Source organism: Mycobacterium sp. SMC-17 (assembly GCF_045310915.1).
Taxonomy (GTDB): Bacteria; Actinomycetota; Actinomycetes; order Mycobacteriales; family Mycobacteriaceae; genus Mycobacterium.
Map to the genome: position 1 here is coordinate 39,756 of NZ_JBJIAK010000031.1, position 19,308 is coordinate 59,063.

Sequence of the window (19,308 nt, forward strand, 5' to 3'; positions counted from 1 at the left end):
ACGGTCCGGCACCCGGGCGGCTGCACTACCCTGGATAACCATGTGTGGAATCGTCGGCTATGTCGGGCAACGGCCGGCCCGCGACATCGTGGTCGACGCGCTGCGACGGATGGAATACCGCGGCTACGACTCGTCCGGTGTCGCCCTGGCCGATGGCCACGGGGGTCTGACCATCCGGCGGCGCGCCGGCCGACTGGCCAATCTGGAAGAGGCGCTGGCCGAGACCGATGCCGCCGAGCTCGAGGGCACCACCGGCATGGGGCACACCCGCTGGGCGACCCACGGGCGTCCCACCGACCGCAATGCGCATCCGCACAGCGATGCCAGCGGCAAGCTCGCGGTGGTCCACAACGGCATCATCGAGAACTTCGCCGGGCTGCGCGCCGAGCTGGAGGCCGCCGGCGTCGAGTTCCAGAGCGACACCGACTCCGAGGTCGCCGTCCACCTGGTGGCACAGGCCTACCGGAACGGCCCGACGGCCGGTGACTTCGTCGCGTCGGTGCTGGCGGTGCTGCGCCGGCTGGAGGGCCACTTCACGCTGGTGTTCAGCAACGCCGACGATCCCGGCACCATCATCGCGGCCCGCCGGTCCACCCCGCTGGTGGTCGGCGTCGGCGACGGTGAGATGTTCGTCGGCTCCGATGTCGCGGCCTTCATCGAGTACACCTGCGACGCCGTCGAACTCGGACAGGACCAGGCCGTGGTGATCACCGCGGACGGCTACCAGGTGCTGGACTTCGACGGCAACGACGCGTCCGACCGCGCGCGCCCGTTCCACATCGACTGGGACCTGTCGGCTGCCGAAAAGGGCGGCTACGACTACTTCATGTACAAGGAGATCGCCGAGCAGCCCGCGGCCGTCTCCGACACGCTGCTCGGTCACTTCGTCGACGGCAAGATCGTGCTCGACGAGCAGCGGTTGTCCGACCAGGAGCTGCGCGATGTCGACAAGGTCTTCATCGTCGCCTGCGGTACCGCGTACCACTCCGGCCTGCTCGCCAAGTACGCCATCGAGCACTGGACGCGGCTGCCGGTCGAGGTCGAGTTGGCCAGCGAGTTCCGGTACCGCGACCCGGTGCTGGACCGCAGCACGCTGGTGATCGCCATCTCGCAGTCCGGCGAGACCGCAGACACCCTCGAGGCCGTCCGGCACGCCAAGGGCCAGAAGGCCAAGGTGCTCGCCATCTGCAACACCAACGGCTCGCAGATTCCGCGCGAGGCCGACGCCGTGCTCTACACCCGGGCAGGGCCGGAGATCGGCGTCGCCGCGACCAAGACGTTCCTGGCCCAGGTGGCCGCCAACTACCTGGTGGGCCTGGCGCTGGCACAGGCGCGCGGCACCAAGTACCCGGACGAGGTCGCCCGCGAGTACCGCGAGCTGGAGGCCATGCCGGCGTTGGTCGAGCAGGTGCTCGAGCGGCTGGACCCGATCGCCGATCTGGGCCGGCAGTTCGCGAAGTCGCCGACGGTGCTGTTCCTGGGGCGCCATGTTGGCTACCCGGTGGCGCTCGAGGGTGCGCTCAAGCTCAAGGAGCTGGCGTACATGCACGCCGAGGGCTTTGCCGCCGGCGAGCTCAAGCACGGTCCCATCGCGCTGATCGACGACGATCTGCCGGTGATCGTGGTGATGCCGTCGCCCAAGGGCTCATCGATGCTGCACGCCAAGCTGCTGAGCAACATCCGGGAGATTCAGGCCCGTGGCGCGGTCACCATCGTCATCGCCGAGGAAGGCGACGAGACGGTGCGGCCGTACGCGGACTACATCTTCGAGTTGCCGACGACCTCGACGTTGTTCCAGCCCCTGCTGTCGACCATCCCGCTGCAGGTGTTCGCCGCGTCGGTGGCCCGTGAGCGCGGATACGACGTGGACAAGCCGCGGAACCTGGCGAAGTCGGTCACTGTCGAATAGCTTCGCTTCGGCTCGTTCGCTGGCATCAACCAAGCCTGTGCTCTAGCATGGGAAAACGCAGGTCAACCATATCCGCACATTCTGCTGAAATATTAGCTGTGGAAATGGTTGGATGCGGGTTGAGGGTCAGCCGAAGGTGTCCATTGTGAGGGCCGTGGATTGTTGCTGGATGCTGCTGCGCGTCACGCCACGGTCCGGATGGTCCGCGAATGGTGGCATACGCCGACCGATTACGAGGCGCAGGTCGAGTACTTCGCCAAGCGGTCGCTGACGGGGCTGATCCAGTTCCTCGTCGGGCTCGGCGTCGGCATGGTCGGCCTCATCGTCATGATCGCCCAGTGGTCCGGTGACGCACCCGCGGGCGCGGTCGTGCGGGCCGTGTCCATCGTGTTCATCACGGCGATGTACGTGTGGAGCTGGGTGTGGTGGCTGCGGCCATGGCCGTCGTACCGGGTGTCGCACGCGTTCCTCATCAACGTCGACATCGGCGTCACCGTGGTCACCCTGCTCAACCAGAAGGTGCTGTCCGGCATGTTCGGGCTGAGTGCGCTGCTGCTGGTGTCGTTCTACATCATCTTCTTCGACGGCCCCAAAGCGCTTGCCGTACATAGTTGTTGGGCGGTGTCGTCGATCGCGGCGATGTCCGTCGAGATCGCGATCATCGGCGGCGGCGATCCGGTCCTGGCGTTCGTGAAGCTGCTGTCCGGCGGGGCGCTCGCGGTGGCGCCGATCGCCGCCCACTTCGGCATCTGGGCCCTGCGCAACGAGGCCAACGAGGCCTCGAACGACCCACTGACCGGATTGCTGAACCGCCGCGGTCTCAATCTCCACATCGACGACCTGCTGCGCGGCCACCGCAAGCGCGCGGCCGACGTCGTGGTCATCGTGATCGACCTCGACCGGTTCAAGATCGTCAACGACCGGTTCGGCCACAGCGCCGGCGACGAGGTGCTGGTCCGCTGCGCCCGGCGACTGGAGTCCTCCGTGCATGGCGGCGCGCTGGTGGCGCGCGTCGGGGGCGAGGAGTTCGTCGTCGTCGACGTCCTGCAGCCGGGGGACTGGGTGGCCGTGGCCGACCGGATCCGGGTCGCGTTGTGCGGCCGCGACGACCACGCGCCGATCACGGCGAGTATCGGGATCACCGCCGCGGCGATCACGCACTTCGCTGAATCCGGGTGTGACCACGCGGAACTGCTCGGCGATCTGGTCGCCCGTGCCGACGAGGCGATGTTCGTGGCCAAGCGCGGCGGCGGCAACGCCGTCAGCTACCTGCCGCCGATGCCTGACGCGGTGCGGACATCGCGGTGAACTGTTCGTGATCCTCCGGGTGCGGGCCTGCTACTCCCATCCCGCCGTAGGAGCAGCAGGCCCGCTTTGCGTTGTCACTGTTGAGTTGTCAAGGTGCGTAACGCTTTAGGTGTTATGCGGCTGTGTCGAGGCGCATGGTGCGGCGGTTGTATGCGGGGATGGGTTTTCGGTGTGGGTCGACGGCCGCGGGTGGGATGAGCCAGGGGTGTTTGTCCAGGCCCATGACGACGTCCCAGCCGTCGTGGTGGACGTTGGCGTGGCAGGCCGGGCACAGCAGGCAGCCGTTGGCTAGTGATGTCTCACCGTGGTGGGTCCAGTGGATGATGTGGTGGGCGTGGGTGCGTCCGGGTGGTGCGCCGCATTTGATGCAGCATTCATCGCGGTGATAGAGCGCTTTGCGCAGGTGCGGCGGGAACAGCCGCTTCTCGCGCCCTATATCGAGGGGTACGTGTTCGCCGTCGACGATGATCGTGGTGACGGTGGTGTCGCAGCAGATTCGTTCCAGGGTCATGGTGCTGATCGATCCGATGAATTCCAACGCCGCCAGGTCGGGGGTGTCGGCGGGCACCGTCACCAGTAGCTGGGTGCGCGGCGCGGACGCGGTGTCGCCGCCGCGGGCGGCGATGTCCAGCACCGCTTCCAGCGCATCCGCCCGCCGCCTGCCCGCGGTGCGGGTGTCGGGGGTGCCGTCGGGTTCTGGCCGCGGTGCCGAGTGTTCCTCGATCGCTGCGACCAGCTTGGCGCCCACCTCCACGTCCAAGTCCGCGCGCACCTGCACCCGACCATCGGAGGTGACGCGGTGCTCGACGGTGTTGATCGACCGGTCCTCGGCGGCCGGCAGGCCACCTTCGGCGGCGGCGACCCGGTTGCCCAGCCGGCGGGCGCGTTTGTCGATGTCGGCGGGGGTGGCGCCGGAGAAGAACTGTCCCAACAGATCGGTCACCTGCTGGTACCGGGTCTCCTCGTCCAGCTCGCCGGGTGCGCGGGCGCGGATGTGGTTGATGCCTTTGACGATCGCATCGACATGCTCCCCGGAGATCGCACCGTCGGCGGCATGGGCCGCCAATGTGGGCAATGCCGGTAACGCGGCGCCGACCCGGACCAGCCGCTGCGCGACCGACGGCGCACACCCCAACGCCATCAACAACTCCCTCGGCGTCCGCCCCTGCGCGGCCGCGGCACCACAGCGGTCCAGCGCCCCGGTCAGCATCGCCGCCAGATGGTCGGCCACATTGCGCAGCCGCAGCACGCACGTCATCGCCGCAACGACCTCGTCCACCGACATCTCGTCGGAGACCTGCACACTGCGAAGGTGATCGAGAAGAGCGTTGAGATCCGGTGTGATTCCCATGCCCAATTGTATCGAACATATGTTCGAACAGCAAGGAGTTTTTCGGCCTACATCAGGACGTCGGTGACAGTTGCGCTGATCTCGGTGAAGGCAGGTGGTGGGTCCTCAAGCTCGAGCCTTGCAACTGCCTAGCGCATCGCGCGAACCGCCCGGAAAGGTTGGGCGCCAACTCGGCCGGGTAGCGCATGTGCTCAGCGGGGCACGCCCGCGCACCGATGCAGCGCTACACGTTGACACCCCGACCCAGCGGCCCAACGGCTCTGTGGGATCGGCTCGATCGCAACGCTCACGCAACGCTCACGCGCGCACCACCGAAGGCCCTAGCGCTTCATAACGGGCCGCCGCGGCGGCCGGCAGTTCCGTACCGGTCACGATCGCTTCGAAGTCGGACACGTCGGCGAACCGGCAGAAGCTCGTCTCGCCGAATTTGGAATCGGCGGCCACCAGGATGCGGCGCATCGCGACCGACACCGCGGTCTGCTTGACTGCGGCCACCGCGGGATCGGGGGTGGTCAGCCCGTGCTCGGGCGTGATGCCGTTGGTGCCGAGGTAGGCGACGTCGATGACGAGGCTGCGCAACCGCTCCACGGCCCAGTTGTCCACCGTGGCCAGGGTTCGTCCGCGCATTCGTCCGCCGAGCAGCATCACCGTCACGGTCGCGCTGTGGGCCAGCGCTTCGGCGGCCAGCAACGACGACGTCACCACCGTCAGCTGCTGATCCGCCAGTTGTTCGGCGATCAGTCGCGGAGTGAAACCCTCATCCAGATAAACGGTTTCGGCTCCATGCAGCAGATCCGCGGCTGCGGCCGCGATCCGGTGCTTCTGGGCCAGGTCGACCTGACTGCGGTACTCGACCGTCGATTCGAATGCCGCCGTCTCCAGCGGGATGGCTCCGCCGTGGACCCGCTTGAGCATGCGCCGCCCGGCCAGCACCTTCAGGTCGCGGCGGATGGTCTCCGACGCCACGTTCAGTTCTTCGGCCAGCGCCAGCACCTCGACCCGCCCACGGGTACGGGCGAACTCGACGATCTGGCGCTGGCGGCTGTCTGAATCCACGGATGACATTCTGGCGCCCGTCGTCTACCGCGCTTCGCTCAGCACCGCCCGGACCTCCTCGGGCGTGCTGGCGCGGCGCAGCCGCTCCACCTCGTCCTTGTTCAGGAACACCTGGGCGATCCGGGTGAGAAGCGCCATGTGGTCCTTGCCGGCGCCGGCGATGCCCACCACGAACTCGGCGGGCTTGCCGTTCCAGTCGATGGGTTCGGGATAGCGGACGAACGAGATCCCGGAATGCCGGATCGCACTCTTGGCATCGTTGGTGCCGTGCGGGATCGCCAGGCCGTTGCCCATGTACGTCGATACCGATTTCTCCCGCTCGTGCATGGCGTCGACATACGAGACGTCGACGGCCTGCGCGGAGACCAGCAGGTTGCCGGCCTCGGTGATGGCGGCCTCGGCGGTGGTGGCCGAGCCGGCCAGCACGATCGAGTCGAGCGACAGCACATCGTCGGAATCGGCCGTGGGTTCGGTTGGCGCCGTGGCGGATTCGCCTGAGGACCCAGGGGTGCCGTTGGTACGTCCCAGTAGTTCCAGGATTTCGTCGTAGCGGGGCGAGTTCATGAAGTCGTCGACCGAGACATGGATGGCCGACGGGGTCTTCTGCCGGGCGCGCTCGGTGAGATCACGGTGGGTGACGGCCAGCCCGTAGGTGTCGGTCAGGTTGGAGATGGCCTGGTTGACGACCGTCACGCCGGTGAAGCCGGCGTCGCGAATCTTCTTGCGCAGCACCGAGGCTCCCATCGCGGACGAACCCATGCCGGCGTCGCAGGCGAACACGATGTTGGTGATGGGTGCGGTCGCGGAGGTGCCCACCAGTGCCGAGGCCACGCTGGATCGCTTGCCCTTCAGTGCCTCCATCTCGGCGGTGGCGGCAGCCAGATCGGGCTCGTCGGTGGCGCGGTCGGTCTTGAGCAGCACGCAGGCAACCGCGAACGAGACTGCGGCCGCCCCCAGCACCGACAGCGTGACGCCGAGGTAGCTGCCGGACGCGGTCTGGGCGTAGACGGCGATGATCGAGCCGGGCGCGGCGGGTGCGCGCAGGCCGGAGCCGAACAGCACGTTGATGAAGACGCCCGTCATCCCGCCCAGGATGGTGGCGGCGATCAGCTTCGGCTTCATCAGCACGTACGGGAAGTAGATCTCGTGAATGCCACCGAGGAACTGGATGATGGCGGCGCCCGGTGCGGATGCCTTGGCGGCCCCGCGGCCGAACACCATGAACGCCAACAGGATTCCCAGACCGGGTCCCGGATTGGCTTCCAGCAGGAACAGCACGGATTTGCCGGTGGCGAGCGCCTGAGTGGTACCCAGGGGAGTGAGCACGCCATGGTTGATGGCGTTGTTGAGGAAGAGCACCTTGGCGGGCTCGATGAAGATCGAGGTCAGGGGCAGCAGGTCGTGGCCGACGAGGAAGTCGACACCGTGGCCGGCGCCGCGGGTGAACGCCGATACCACCGGGCCGACACCGAAGAACCCGATGACGGCCAGCACCAGTCCGGCGATGCCGGCCGAGAAGTTGTTCACCAGCATCTCGAAGCCGGGGCGGATCTTGCCATCCCACAACGCATCCAGCTTCTTGATGACCCAGCCGCCCAAGGGACCCATGATCATTGCGCCCATGAACATCGGAACATCGGACCCGGCAACCACGCCCATGGTGGTGATGGCGCCGACGACGGCTCCACGGGTTCCGTACACCATCCGTCCGCCGGTGGATCCGATGAGGATCGGCAGCAGGTAGGTGATCATCGGCCCGACGATGCCGCCCTTTTCGTAGGCGCCCCAGCCGCCGATGTGGGCCACCCAGCCGTCCGGGTTCTGCAGCGCGTGAAAGAGGCCGGGCAGCCAGCCGGTCTTGATGAACAGCGCGGTGATCAGGCCCCAGGCGATGAAGGCGCCGATGTTCGGCATGACCATGTTCGACAGCGCGGTGCCGAGCTGCTGCACCCGCACGCGCAGACTGGCGCGCTGCGGTGTTTCCGTCGTTGCGTTCACTGTGCTGGACCTCCACCTTGACCGGCCGTGAAGGTGATGCCCGTCACATCACCGTGTGTTTATGAGTAAAGCCCACATGTGGGCACGATGGCAAGCAAATGGGCAAAAATGGGCAGAGAAAAGTTTGGATTTATGCCCGAATTGCCGATAGAGTGGGCGCAGAGTGAACCACGACACACTTGCCGGCCAGGCCGGAGAACCGGGAGGAACGCCATGAAAGCGCTGCGCTACTACGCACCCGAGGACGTCCGGCTCGAAGATGTGCCCGAGCCGGTATGCGGACCCGACGAGATCAAGATCCGGGTGCGCAACTGTTCGACCTGCGGCACGGACGTCAAAATCCTGCACAACGGGCACCAGAACCTGACCCCGCCGCGGACCATCGGGCACGAGATCGCCGGCGACATCGTCGAGGTGGGGGCCAACGTGAACGCCGCCTACGGCACCGAGTGGGCCGAGGGCGACCGGGTTCAGGTGATCGCCGCGGTCCCGTGCGGCGAGTGCCACGAGTGCCGCAAAGGCTGGATGGCCGTGTGCCAGAACCAGACCTCGATGGGCTACCAGTACGACGGCGGATTCGCCGAGTACATGATCGTGCCGCGCCAGGTACTCAAAGTCGATGGGCTGAACCGGATTCCGGACAACGTCGGCTACGACGAGGCGTCGGCCGCGGAACCCTTCGCGTGCGCCATTAACGCCCAGGATCTGCTCGGCATCGAGCCGGGTGACACCGTCGTGGTGTTCGGTGCCGGTCCCATCGGGTGCATGCACATCCGCATCGCCCGTGGTGTGCACGACTGCGGGCCGGTGTACCTCGTGGACGTCAACGACGCCCGCCTGGCGATGTCCGCCGATGCCGTGCACCCCGATGCGGTGATCAATGCGGCGGAGGTCGACGTCGTCGAGAAGGTCATGGAACTGACCGGAGGCCGCGGCGCCGACGTGGTGATCACCGCGACCGCCGCCAATATCACGCAGGAGCAGGCCATCGCGATGGCCGCGCGCAACGGCCGCATCTCGTTCTTCGGCGGCCTGCCCAAGACGAATCCGACGATCACCTGCGATTCCAACGTGGTGCACTACCGCCAGCTGCACATCCACGGCGCCAACGGATCTGCGCCCGAGCACAACAAGCGGGCGCTGCACTACATCTCAACCGGCCAGGTTCCGGTGAAGGACTTGATCACCCGGCACATCGCCCTCGACGAGGTGCTCGATGCGTTCTCGATCGTCCAGAACGGCGAGGCCATCAAGGTGACGGTGGAGCCCAGCGCGGTTCTCGTCTGAGTCTCAGCCGCCGACGGCGGCGATGTAGCCGCCGATCGCGAGCACACACAGGACGGCACACAACCCCAGCGTGCCGACGGCAAATGGCCAGGCGCGCAGGCGCTTCACCAGTCGGATGACCGTGACGACCGTGCCGGCCAGCGCCACCACCATGGCGGCGATGAAACCCGCTGCCATGGCGTTGATCCCGGCGTCGATGTGACAGGTCGCCGGCGGACAGTAGTCGGTGAACGCCAACGCGAACACCGCGAAGAACGCGGCCACGCCGCCGCCGACATAGGTGAGCACCAGCGCGCTGATCGAGGCGGCGAGGTCGCCGCTCGACAGCGGAGGCTTGGCCGGTGGCAGCGGCGAATAGCCGTAGGTCATGGCGGGATGTTATCCGCGCCGAACGTGAGCGGGTGTGCGAAAAATCCACAGAAGTTCGCACACCCGCTCATGCTCGGCACCCGAATTTGACGCACATGCCAACCCCCGCGGGGCGGATGTGCGTAACCTTCGAGCTATGCGGCACTACTACACCGCCGAGCAGATCCGCGCGGCCGAGGCGCCGCTGTTGGCTTCGCTGCCCGATGGCGTGCTCATGCGCCGGGCGGCATACGGGTTGGCGACGGCGATCGCCACCGAACTCAAGGCCCGCACCGGCGGCGTGAGCGGGCGCAGCGTCTGTGCGGTGGTGGGCTCCGGCGACAACGGCGGCGACGCGCTCTGGGCGGCCACGTTCCTGCGCCGCCGCGGTGCGGCCGCTACAGCGGTGCTCCTGAACCCGGACCGCACCCACCCGAAGGCGCTCACCGCATTCCGAAAAGCCGGCGGCAGAGTAGTTGAAAGCATTCCGCCGTCAACCGATTTGGTGATCGACGGCGTTGTCGGCATCGGCGCCACCGGGCCGCTCCGGCCCAATGCCGCGGCGGTCTTCGCGGCCAACACCGCACCCGTCGTTGCCGTCGACCTCCCCAGCGGCATCGACGTCCAGACCGGTGCCACCGACGGCCCCCACGCGCACGCCGCGCTGACCGTCACCTTCGGCGGGCTCAAACCCGTACACGGACTGGCCGACTGCGGACGGGTCGAACTCATCGACATCGGACTCGACCTGCCGGAGCCCGCGTTCCTCGGATTCGAAGCGCACGACGTCCGCGCCCGCTGGCCGGTGCCGCACCCGTCGGACGACAAGTACAGCCAAGGCGTCACGGGTGTGCTTGCCGGGTCGGCGACGTATCCGGGCGCAGCGATCCTGAGCAGCGGCGCCGCCGTCGCCGCGACCTCGGGCATGGTCCGTTACGCCGGCTCCGCGCACGCCGAAGTGGTGTCGCACTGGCCGGAAGTCGTTGCGGCGGCGGATATGACGGCTGCGGGCCGGGTCCAGGCGTGGGTGGTCGGCCCCGGGCTCGGTACCGACACCGCCGGCGAGGACGCGCTGCGGTTCGCGCTGGACACCGACCTGCCCGTGATCGTCGACGCCGATGCACTGACCTTGTTGGCCGCCGACCTCGACCTTGTCGCGGACCGCGCGGCACCGACGGTGCTGACGCCCCATGCCGGTGAATTCGCCCGGCTCGCAGGACATCCGCCCGGACCCGACCGGGTGACCGCTACCCGCGAACTGGCCGAACGTCTGGGCGCCACCGTACTGTTGAAGGGCAACGTCACCATCATCGCCGAATCGGACGGCCCCACCTATCTCAATCCCGCCGGCCAATCCTGGGCTGCCACAGCCGGATCCGGCGACGTGCTGTCCGGCATCATTGGCGCCCTGCTGGCGTCGGGCATCGCACCGGGTGAGGCCGCCGCGATGGCGGCCTTCGTGCATGCCCGTGCGGCGGGCCTGTCCGCAGCCGACCCCGGTCCCAACCCCGCGCCCACATCGGCGCACCGCATCCTGGCCCATGTCCGGGCCGCTGTCGCATCGCTCTAACCAAGGGGGAATCAGTATGTCGCGCAAGCATGTTCATGGACCGATCATGAGTCCTGCGTACACCGGCCGGTTGTCCACCGCGCCGGTCCCATCGTTGCGTCTGCCCGACGACCCGCTGGACCCGCAGGCCGCCTACCGCTTCATCCACGACGAGCTGATGCTCGACGGCAGCTCCCGGCTGAACCTCGCGACGTTCGTCACCACGTGGATGGACCCCGAGGCCGAGAAGCTGATGGCCGAGACGTTCGACAAGAACATGATCGACAAGGACGAATACCCGGCGACCGCGGCCATCGAGTCCCGCTGCGTGTCCATGGTGGCCGATCTCTTCCACGCCGAAGACCTGCGCGACGACGACCCGTCGTCGGCCTGCGGCGTCTCGACCATCGGTTCCAGCGAGGCCGTCATGCTGGCCGGCCTGGCGCTCAAGTGGCGGTGGCGCGAGAAGGTGGGCGACTGGAAGGGACGCACCCCCAACCTGGTGATGGGCTCCAACGTCCAGGTGGTGTGGGAGAAGTTCTGCCGTTACTTCGACGTCGAGCCGCGGTACCTGCCGATGGCCGAGGACCGCTACGTCATCACCCCGGAGCAGGTGCTTGCCAATGTCGACGAGGACACCATCGGCGTGGTGGGCATCCTGGGCACCACGTTCACCGGTGAGCTGGAACCCATCGCCGAGATCTGTGCGGCGCTCGATCAGCTCGCACAAGACAAGGGCCTCGACATCCCGGTCCACGTCGACGCCGCCAGCGGCGGTTTCGTGGTGCCGTTCCTGCACCCGGATCTGCATTGGGATTTCCGGCTCCCGCGGGTGGTCTCGATCAACGTCAGCGGCCACAAGTATGGGCTGACGTACCCGGGCATCGGTTTCGTGGTCTGGCGCAGCAAGGAGCACCTGCCCGAGGACCTCGTCTTCCGGGTCAACTACCTGGGCGGCGACATGCCGACCTTCACCCTGAATTTCTCGCGGCCCGGCAATCAGGTGGTCGGCCAGTACTACAACTTCCTGCGTCTCGGCCGGGCCGGCTACACGCAGATCATGCGCTGCCTGTCGGACACCGCCCGCTGGATCGGAGACGAGCTGCGGGGCAGCGAGCACTTCGAGGTCATCACCGACGGCTCGGCCATCCCGGTGATCGCCTGCCGGCTCAAGGGCAAGCGGCCCTACACCGAATTCGACGTGTCACACGCGCTGCGTGCCTACGGCTGGCAGGTGCCGGCGTACACCATGCCCGAGGGTGCGACGGACATCGCAGTGCTGCGTGTGGTGGTGCGCGAGGGCTTCTCGGCGGACCTGGCCCGTGCCCTGCGCGACGACCTGACCACCGTGCTGAACAGCCTCGACGAACTCAAACCGAAGGGCCAGTTCGACGACGTGCAGCCGTTCGCCCACTAGGGGACGACCCTGAGCTTGTGTTCCAGATCTCCGGAAAATGTGGTGCACAAGCTCAGGCTCGACGCGGACCAGCGGGCGTCTGGGAGAATCGGAGGCGATATGAGTTCGCCCGATCCCCAACCTGCTGCCCAGGCCGTCATCGACCTGGGCGCAATTGCGCATAACGTGCGGCTTCTGCGGGAACGCGCAGGCAGCGCCGCGGTGATGGCGGTGGTCAAGGCCGACGGTTACGGGCACGGTGCGCCGCAGGTGGCGCGTGCCGCCCTGGCCGCCGGGGCTGCCGAGCTGGGCGTCACCAACATCACCGAGGCGCTGGCACTGCGGGAGGCCGGCATCACGGCGCCCGTGCTGTCCTGGCTGAACCTGCCCGGCACCGACTTCGCGCCCGCGCTGGCCGCCGATGTGCAGGTGGCGGTGGCGTCGGTACGGCAGTTCGACGACGTGCTCGACGGCGTGCGCCGCAGCGGTGCGCCGGCGGCGCTCACCGTCAAGGTCGACACCGGTCTGAGCCGCAACGGCGTCAGCCCCGCCGAGTACCCGGCCCTGCTCGACGCCATCGCCCGGGCCGCCGCCGACGGCGCGGTGCACCCCCGCGGCATCATGAGCCACCTCGCATGTGGCGACGACCCGCAGCACCCGATGAACGACACCCAAGCTGAGCGCCTCACCGCCGCTCGGAAACAGGCCGCGGCGGCCGGCGTGCACTTCGAAGTGGCGCACCTGGCCAACTCGCCCGCGACCCTGACGCGGCCCGATCTGCATTTCGATGTGGTGCGGCCGGGTATCGCGGTCTACGGGCAGACGCCGATCCCCGCGCTCGGCGATTTCGGCCTGCGGCCCGTCATGACGCTGAAATGCCCTGTCACCGCGGTACGTTCGATCAAAGCCGGCGACGGCGTGTCCTACGGGCACACCTGGATCGCCGACCGCGACACCACCGTCGGGTTGATCCCGCTCGGCTATGCCGACGGGGTCTTCCGCGGTCTGAGCGGACGCATCGACGTCAGCATCAACGGCGCCCGGTACCGCAACATCGGCCGAATCTGTATGGACCAGTTCGTGGTTGACCTCGGACCCGACGGTGCCGGTGTCAAGGTCGGCGACGAGGCGGTGCTGTTCGGCTCGGGCGCCGCCGGTGAGCCGACGGCGCAGGACTGGGCCGAACTGCTGGGCACCATCAACTACGAGGTCGTCACCAGCCCGCGGGGCCGGGTCGCCCGGACCTATCGCGAGTCGACGGGCTGACGTCCATGAGCGACAACAGGAATGCCCGGTGGCTGGCGGGCATGGCCGGGCTCACGGCCGTGGGGTCAGTCGCCGGGATCAGCGTCGCCCGCTCGTTGCGCCGCCGTGGAGGTGAAGACCCTTACGCGGGTGAAGATTTCACCACGCTCGACGCCGACCGCGGGTACGTGGTGACGGCCACCGACGGCGTGCCGCTGGCAGTCCGCGAGGTCGGCCCGAAAGACGCCCGGCTGACGGTGCTCTTCGCACACGGATTCTGTAACAGCATGGGCTCCTTCCACTTTCAGCGGGCCCGGCTGGCCGAGCGGTGGGGCGATCAGGTCCGCATGGTGTTCTACGACCAGCGCGGGCACGGCCGGTCCTCGGCCGGTCCGACCGACTCGTACACCGTCCCGCAACTGGGGCAGGACCTCGAATCGGTGATGCGGGTGATGGCGCCGCGGGGGCCCGTGGTGTTGGTCGGTCACTCGATGGGTGGCATGACGGTGCTGTCCCACGCCCGGCAGTTTCCGCACAACTACCCCGCCCGCGTGTGCGGCGTCGCCATCCTCGCCTCTGCGGCACAAGGGGTTACCCGTTCGCCGTTGGGTGAGGTGCTGCAGAATCCGGCGCTGGAGGCGGCGAAAGTCGCAGTGCGGTTCGCGCCCGGCGCGGTCAGTGCGGGCCGTGGCGCGGCGAAGGCCGTCATCGGCCCGGTGCTCAAGGCCGCGTCGTTCGGTGACGACGCAGTCAGCCCGTCGGTGGCTCGGTACGTCGAGAAGATGACGCACAACACCTCGATCCGCACGACCGTCGAGTTCCTGCACGCACTCGAAACCCACGACGAGGCAGGCGCGCTGCCGGTCTTGCAGCACGTGCCCACGCTGATCGCCTGCGGCGACCACGATCTGCTCACCCCACTGGCCAAGTCCGAGGCGATGGCCCGGCAGCTGCCGAAGTCTGAACTGGTCATTGTCGAAGGGGCCGGGCACATGGTGCACATGGAGCAACCCGAACTGATCAACGAGGCGCTGGAGCGCTTCGTCGAGCACGCCACGCCGTCACGGTTGGTGGCGCTCACCCGGCATCTGCGTGGAAAGGCCAAGCGCAATGGATGATTCGCACGGCACCGTGCACCTGCCGACCGAGGCCGACACCATGGCCCTCGGCGCCCGGTTCGGCGCCGAACTCAAGGTCGGCGACGTCGTGGTGCTCACGGGGCCGCTGGGCGCCGGGAAAACCATGCTGGCCAAGGGAATTGCGCAGGGTATGGATGTCGACGGCGCGGTGACGTCGCCGTCGTACGTGCTGGCCCGGGTGCATCCCGCCCGCCGTGCCGGACACCCCGCGATGGTGCACGTCGACATGTACCGGCTGCTCGATTCGGGCAGCACCGACCTGCTCGGAGAACTCGACTCGCTCGACCTCGACACCGACCTCGACGACGCCGTGGTGGTCGTCGAGTGGGGCGAGGGTCTGGCCGAGCGATTGTCGGCCAGCCATCTGGACATCCGGTTGGAGCGCGCCGACGACGACACCCGTACCGCTGTCTGGCATTGGAGCCGTGGATGATTCTCGCCATCGATACCGCCACCCCGGCCGTCACCGCGGGTGTGGCACGGCGTACCGCGGCCGGCGTCGAGGTGCTGGCCGAGCGGATCACCCTCGATGCCCGCGCGCACGCCGAGCAGTTGACGCCCAATGTGGTTGCCGCCGTTGCCGATGCCGGTATCACGTTCGCCGACCTGGAAGCCGTGGTCGTCGGCTGCGGGCCGGGCCCCTTCACCGGGTTGCGGGTCGGCATGGCCACCGCAGCTGCGTACGGACAGGCGCTCGGCATCCCCGTGTACGGCGTGTGCAGCCTGGATGCGATCGCCCCGGCGACTCCCGGAGAACTGTTGGTGGTCACCGATGCCCGTCGCCGCGAGGTGTACTGGGCGCGGTACCGCGACGGCGTGCGGGTCGACGGACCGGCGGTGAGCGCCGCGGCCGACGTCGAGCCCGGGTCGGGTTCGGTGGCCGGCCCGGCCGCGCAGGCCGCACTGTTCCCGTTGCCTTCGCTCGACGTCGAGTACCCCACCGTGACCGGCCTCGTGACCGCCGCCGACTGGGACCAGCCGCCCGCCGCGCTGGTGCCGCTGTACCTGCGCCGACCCGACGCGAAAACCCTTGCCGAGCGGGGACTCTCGTGACCATCGAGTACGGTCCCCTGACGGTCGGCGACGCCGACCGGTGCGGCGAGTTGGAGGCGATCCTGTTCCCGGGCGACGACCCGTGGCCGGCCGTCGCCTTCATCCGCGAGCTCGACTCGGAGCACAACCACTACGTCGCCGCACGCGACGGCAGGCTTCTGGTGGGGTACGCCGGCATCAGCCGGCTGGGCCGTAAACCGCCGTTCGAGTACGAGGTGCACACCATCGGCGTCGATCCTGCGTACCAGGGCCAGGGCATCGGCCGCGAGCTGCTGGACCGGCTGTTGGCCATTGCCGACGGCGGCACCGTGTTCCTCGAGGTGCGCACCGACAACGAGCCGGCAATCGGCCTGTACGAGAGCGTCGGGTTCGTGAAAATGGGTGTGCGCAAGCGGTATTACCGGATCAGTGGCGCGGACGCGTACACCATGCGACGGGACGCGCAGGTGAGCAGCGTGTCAGGCGACGCGGACGTGAGGAGCGAGTCAGGCTCATGACAATCATCTTGGCAATCGAAAGTTCCTGTGACGAAACAGGTGTCGGCATCTGCGAATTGGCGGACGACGGCACCGTGACGCTCTTGGCCGACGAGGTCGCCTCCAGCGTCGACGAGCACACGCGTTACGGCGGCGTGGTCCCCGAGATCGCCTCGCGTGCGCACCTGGAATCGCTGGGGCCCACCATGAATCGCGCCCTGGCGGCCGCCGGCATCGAGCGGCCCGACGTTGTCGCCGCGACCATCGGGCCCGGCCTGGCCGGTGCACTGTTGGTGGGTGTGGCTGCGGCCAAGGCCTATTCGGCGGCGTGGGGTGTGCCGTTCTACGGCGTCAACCACCTGGGTGGGCATCTGGCCGCCGACGTCTACGACCACGGCCCGCTGCCCGAGAGCGTCGGTCTGCTGGTGTCGGGTGGTCATACGCACCTGCTGCACGTGCGATCCCTGGGTGAGCCGATCGAGGAACTCGGCAGCACCGTTGACGACGCGGCGGGCGAGGCCTACGACAAGGTGGCCCGGCTGCTCGGGCTCGGCTATCCCGGTGGCCGCGTGCTCGACGAGCTGGCCCGCCAAGGCGATCGGAACGCCATCGTGTTCCCGCGCGGCATGACCGGCCCGCGAGATGATCCGTACGCCTTCAGCTTCTCCGGCCTCAAGACCGCCGTCGCCCGCCACATGGAGAAGCACCCGGACGCGTCGCACGCCGACGTTGCCGCCGGTTTCCAGGAAGCCGTCGCGGATGTGTTGACCCGCAAGGCCGTTCGTGCGGCCACCGACCTGGGCGTGTCCACGCTGCTGATCGCCGGGGGAGTGGCCGCCAATTCGCGGCTGCGGGAGCTGGCCGAAGAACGTTGCGCCGAGGCCGGTTTGACGCTGCGGGTGCCCCGGCCACGACTGTGTACCGACAACGGGGCCATGATCGCCTCGTTCGCCGCGCACCTGATCGCGGCGGGAGCCAAACCGTCGCGCCTCGACGTGCCGAGCGACCCGGGGCTGCCGGTGGTGAAAGGCCAGATCGCGTGAGCCTGCAGGACGCCGCGGACAAACTGGAGATCACGGAGCTGCTGTACCGGTACGCCGAACTGATCGACGCCGGCGACTTCGACGGCGTGGGAGAACTGCTGGGGCGCGGGAACTTCATGGGCGTTGCCGGCGCCGAGGCCATCGCGGCGCTGTTCGCCGAGACCACCCGCCGTTTCCCCGATCACGGGAACACCCCGCGCACCCGGCATCTGGTGCTCAACCCGATCGTCGAACTCGACGGCGACACCGCTCACGCGCGGTCGACGTTCTGCGTGGTGCAGCAGACCGAAACGGTACCGCTGCAACCCATCGTGGTGGGCCGGTACGCCGATACGTTCGCGCGCGACGACGCCGGTTGGTACTTCACCGAACGTGTCGCGGATGTGCAGATGGTCGGCAACGTATCCGACCACCTGAACATCGCGCTGTAGCCGTTACGCGTCGTTCGCAGCCGGGGAGAGCGGGATGAGGGGCAGTCGCAGCGCCCCCGGAGCGCCTTCCGGCACAACGGGTTTGATCGGCGCGACGGCGTCCACCCGCCGGTAGGGCTGGCCCTGCTCGGGACGCAGGTCGTCCTCGCCCTTGTTGGGCCACATCGCCGCCGCACGTTCGGCCTGGGCCGCGATGGTCAGCGACGGGTTCACGCCCAGGTTCGCCGAGACCGCCGACCCGTCAACGACACTCAGCGTCGGGTAGCCGTAGACGCGGTGGTACGGATCGATGACGGCGTGCTCGGCGTCCGAGCCGATGGCGCAACCGCCGAGGAAATGCGCGGTCATCGGGATGTTGAACAGCTCGCCCCAGGTGCCGGCCGTCACGCCGTCGATCTTCTCGGCGACCCGCCGGGTCGCGTCATTGCCGGCCGGGATCCACGTCGGGTTCGGCTGGCCGTGGCCCTGCTTGCTCGACAGGTGCCGGCCGCGCAGTCCCCGCTTGGTGAACGTGGTGATCGAGTTGTCCAGGTTCTGCATCACCAGCGAAATCACCGTGCGCTCACTCCAATTGCCCACCGTCAGGACCCGCAGCAGCGCGCGCGGATGCGTCACAGCCAGACCCAGCGCCTTCAGCCAGCGCGGCCACCGGCCGCCACCGTCGGTCATCACAGTCTGGAGGAGACCCATCGCGTTGGAGCCCTTGCCGTAGCGCACCGATTCGATGTGGGTGTCGCTGGTCGGATGGAACGACGACGTGATCGCCACGCCGCGGGTCAGGTCCAGCGCCGGGTCGACCTTGTATTTCATGGCGCCGACGATGGATTCGGAGTTGGTGCGGGTGAGCACGCCGAGTCGGTCCGATAGCCGGGGCAGGGTGCCGCTGTCCTTCATCTTGTGCAGCAGGTTCTGCGTGCCCCAGGTACCGGCCGCCAGGACGACGTGCCGCGCCGTGAAGGTCCGACGGTTCCTGCGCAGGGTCCGGCCGGTGCGCACGGTGTCGATCTCCCAGATGCCGCTCGGGCTCTGTCGCACCGAATCGACCGTTGTCAGCGGATGCACTGTGGCGCCGGCATTCTCGGCCAGGCCGAGATAGTTCTTCAGCAGCGTGTTCTTGGCGCCGTAGCGGCAGCCCGTCATGCAGCTGCCGCATTCGATGCACCCGGTGCGGTCCGGTCCGACGCCGCCGAAGAACGGATCGGGCACGGTCTTGCCGGGTTCACCGAAGAACACCCCGACCGGCGTCTGGACGAAAGTGTCGCCCACACCCATGTCCTCGGCGACCGCCTTCATGATCTCGTCGGCCGGGGTCATGCTCGGGTTGATCACCACGCCGAGCATGCGCCTGGCCTGGTCGTAGAACGGCGAGAGCTCGTCGGACCAGTCGGTGATGTGGGCCCACTGCGGGTCGTTGAAGAACGTCGCGGGCGGCTTGTAGAGCGTGTTGGCGTAGTTGAGCGACCCGCCACCGACGCCCGCCCCGGCCAAGATGACGACGTCGCGCAGCATGTGGATACGCTGAATGCCGTAGCAGCCCAGCTTGGGAGCCCAGACGAATTTCCGGACGTCCCAACTGGTTTTGGGGAACTGGTCGTCGGTGAACCGGCGGCCGGCCTCCAGAACGCCGACGCGATAGCCCTTCTCGGTCAGTCGCAGCGCGGTGACGCTGCCGCCGAATCCGGACCCGACGACGATCACGTCATAGTCGGTGTTGGACAT

The 19,308-nt window shown here is 68.0% G+C and carries 17 protein-coding genes; 12 read left to right on the top strand and 5 right to left on the bottom strand.

Going from position 1 to position 19,308, the window contains the following annotated elements; translation table 11 throughout:
* Window positions 1–40 precede the first annotated feature (40 nt).
* Complete coding sequence (gene glmS / locus ACJH7A_RS19460) at window positions 41–1,909, top strand: glutamine--fructose-6-phosphate transaminase (isomerizing) (RefSeq protein WP_406802573.1); 1,869 nt, start codon at window positions 41–43, stop codon at window positions 1,907–1,909.
* A 198-nt stretch (window positions 1,910–2,107) separates the two neighbouring features.
* Window positions 2,108–3,217 carry a GGDEF domain-containing protein gene (locus ACJH7A_RS19465; protein WP_212806856.1) on the top strand — a complete coding sequence of 370 codons (1,110 nt, stop codon included), beginning with the start codon at window positions 2,108–2,110 and terminating at the stop codon, window positions 3,215–3,217.
* Between the two features lie 112 nt (window positions 3,218–3,329).
* On the opposite strand, the gene ACJH7A_RS19470 is transcribed toward ACJH7A_RS19465, so the two are convergent.
* From ACJH7A_RS19470 to ACJH7A_RS19480, 3 genes are all read right to left on the bottom strand, one after another.
* On the bottom strand, window positions 3,330–4,568 hold the full coding sequence (locus tag ACJH7A_RS19470; RefSeq protein ID WP_318986474.1) for a DUF222 domain-containing protein: 1,239 nt from the start codon (window positions 4,566–4,568) through the stop codon (window positions 3,330–3,332).
* A gap of 297 nt (window positions 4,569–4,865) precedes the next feature.
* Window positions 4,866–5,624 carry a DeoR/GlpR family DNA-binding transcription regulator gene (locus ACJH7A_RS19475; protein WP_318986475.1) on the bottom strand — a complete coding sequence of 253 codons (759 nt, stop codon included), beginning with the start codon at window positions 5,622–5,624 and terminating at the stop codon, window positions 4,866–4,868.
* A gap of 24 nt (window positions 5,625–5,648) precedes the next feature.
* A complete protein-coding gene (locus ACJH7A_RS19480) occupies window positions 5,649–7,622 on the bottom strand; it encodes a PTS mannitol transporter subunit IICBA (protein WP_318986476.1) in 1,974 nt (657 codons plus the stop codon).
* A 213-nt stretch (window positions 7,623–7,835) separates the two neighbouring features.
* On the opposite strand from ACJH7A_RS19480, the gene ACJH7A_RS19485 reads away from it, so the two are divergent.
* Entirely contained in the window at window positions 7,836–8,909 is a 1,074-nt protein-coding gene (locus tag ACJH7A_RS19485; RefSeq protein WP_212806852.1) for a zinc-dependent dehydrogenase, read from the top strand.
* A 3-nt stretch (window positions 8,910–8,912) separates the two neighbouring features.
* On the opposite strand, the gene ACJH7A_RS19490 is transcribed toward ACJH7A_RS19485, so the two are convergent.
* The gene (locus tag ACJH7A_RS19490) at window positions 8,913–9,278 is read right to left on the bottom strand and encodes a hypothetical protein (protein ID WP_212806851.1); all 366 of its coding nucleotides are present in this window, start codon (window positions 9,276–9,278) and stop codon (window positions 8,913–8,915) included.
* A gap of 136 nt (window positions 9,279–9,414) precedes the next feature.
* On the opposite strand from ACJH7A_RS19490, the gene ACJH7A_RS19495 reads away from it, so the two are divergent.
* The 9 genes from ACJH7A_RS19495 (at window position 9,415) to ACJH7A_RS19535 (ending at window position 17,589) form a co-directional block, all read left to right on the top strand.
* Entirely contained in the window at window positions 9,415–10,827 is a 1,413-nt protein-coding gene (locus ACJH7A_RS19495; protein WP_212806850.1) for an NAD(P)H-hydrate dehydratase, read from the top strand.
* A gap of 16 nt (window positions 10,828–10,843) precedes the next feature.
* Window positions 10,844–12,223 carry a glutamate decarboxylase gene (locus tag ACJH7A_RS19500; RefSeq protein ID WP_318986477.1) on the top strand — a complete coding sequence of 460 codons (1,380 nt, stop codon included), beginning with the start codon at window positions 10,844–10,846 and terminating at the stop codon, window positions 12,221–12,223.
* Window positions 12,224–12,322: 99 nt separating this feature from the next.
* The gene (gene alr, locus ACJH7A_RS19505; RefSeq protein ID WP_406783874.1) at window positions 12,323–13,468 is read left to right on the top strand and encodes an alanine racemase; all 1,146 of its coding nucleotides are present in this window, start codon (window positions 12,323–12,325) and stop codon (window positions 13,466–13,468) included.
* Between the two features lie 5 nt (window positions 13,469–13,473).
* Complete coding sequence (locus ACJH7A_RS19510; protein WP_064859886.1) at window positions 13,474–14,565, top strand: alpha/beta fold hydrolase; 1,092 nt, start codon at window positions 13,474–13,476, stop codon at window positions 14,563–14,565.
* Window positions 14,558–15,019, top strand: a complete 462-nt coding sequence (gene tsaE / locus ACJH7A_RS19515) for a tRNA (adenosine(37)-N6)-threonylcarbamoyltransferase complex ATPase subunit type 1 TsaE (RefSeq protein WP_020102514.1) — start codon at window positions 14,558–14,560, stop codon at window positions 15,017–15,019. Before ACJH7A_RS19510 ends, tsaE begins: the two co-directional genes overlap by 8 nt.
* Entirely contained in the window at window positions 15,016–15,639 is a 624-nt protein-coding gene (gene tsaB / locus ACJH7A_RS19520) for a tRNA (adenosine(37)-N6)-threonylcarbamoyltransferase complex dimerization subunit type 1 TsaB (protein ID WP_318986479.1), read from the top strand. Before tsaE ends, tsaB begins: the two co-directional genes overlap by 4 nt.
* Window positions 15,636–16,136, top strand: a complete 501-nt coding sequence (rimI, locus tag ACJH7A_RS19525) for a ribosomal protein S18-alanine N-acetyltransferase (protein ID WP_212806845.1) — start codon at window positions 15,636–15,638, stop codon at window positions 16,134–16,136. The genes tsaB and rimI overlap by 4 nt, the downstream gene beginning before the upstream one ends.
* Window positions 16,133–17,158: a tRNA (adenosine(37)-N6)-threonylcarbamoyltransferase complex transferase subunit TsaD gene (gene tsaD, locus ACJH7A_RS19530; RefSeq protein ID WP_406802574.1), complete on the top strand. Its 1,026-nt coding sequence runs from the start codon at window positions 16,133–16,135 to the stop codon at window positions 17,156–17,158. Before rimI ends, tsaD begins: the two co-directional genes overlap by 4 nt.
* Window positions 17,155–17,589 carry a nuclear transport factor 2 family protein gene (locus ACJH7A_RS19535; protein WP_406802575.1) on the top strand — a complete coding sequence of 145 codons (435 nt, stop codon included), beginning with the start codon at window positions 17,155–17,157 and terminating at the stop codon, window positions 17,587–17,589. The genes tsaD and ACJH7A_RS19535 overlap by 4 nt, the downstream gene beginning before the upstream one ends.
* Before the next feature lie 3 nt (window positions 17,590–17,592).
* Here ACJH7A_RS19535 and ACJH7A_RS19540 read toward each other — a convergent pair whose 3' ends face one another.
* Window positions 17,593–19,308: a GMC oxidoreductase gene (locus ACJH7A_RS19540; protein WP_406802576.1), complete on the bottom strand. Its 1,716-nt coding sequence runs from the start codon at window positions 19,306–19,308 to the stop codon at window positions 17,593–17,595.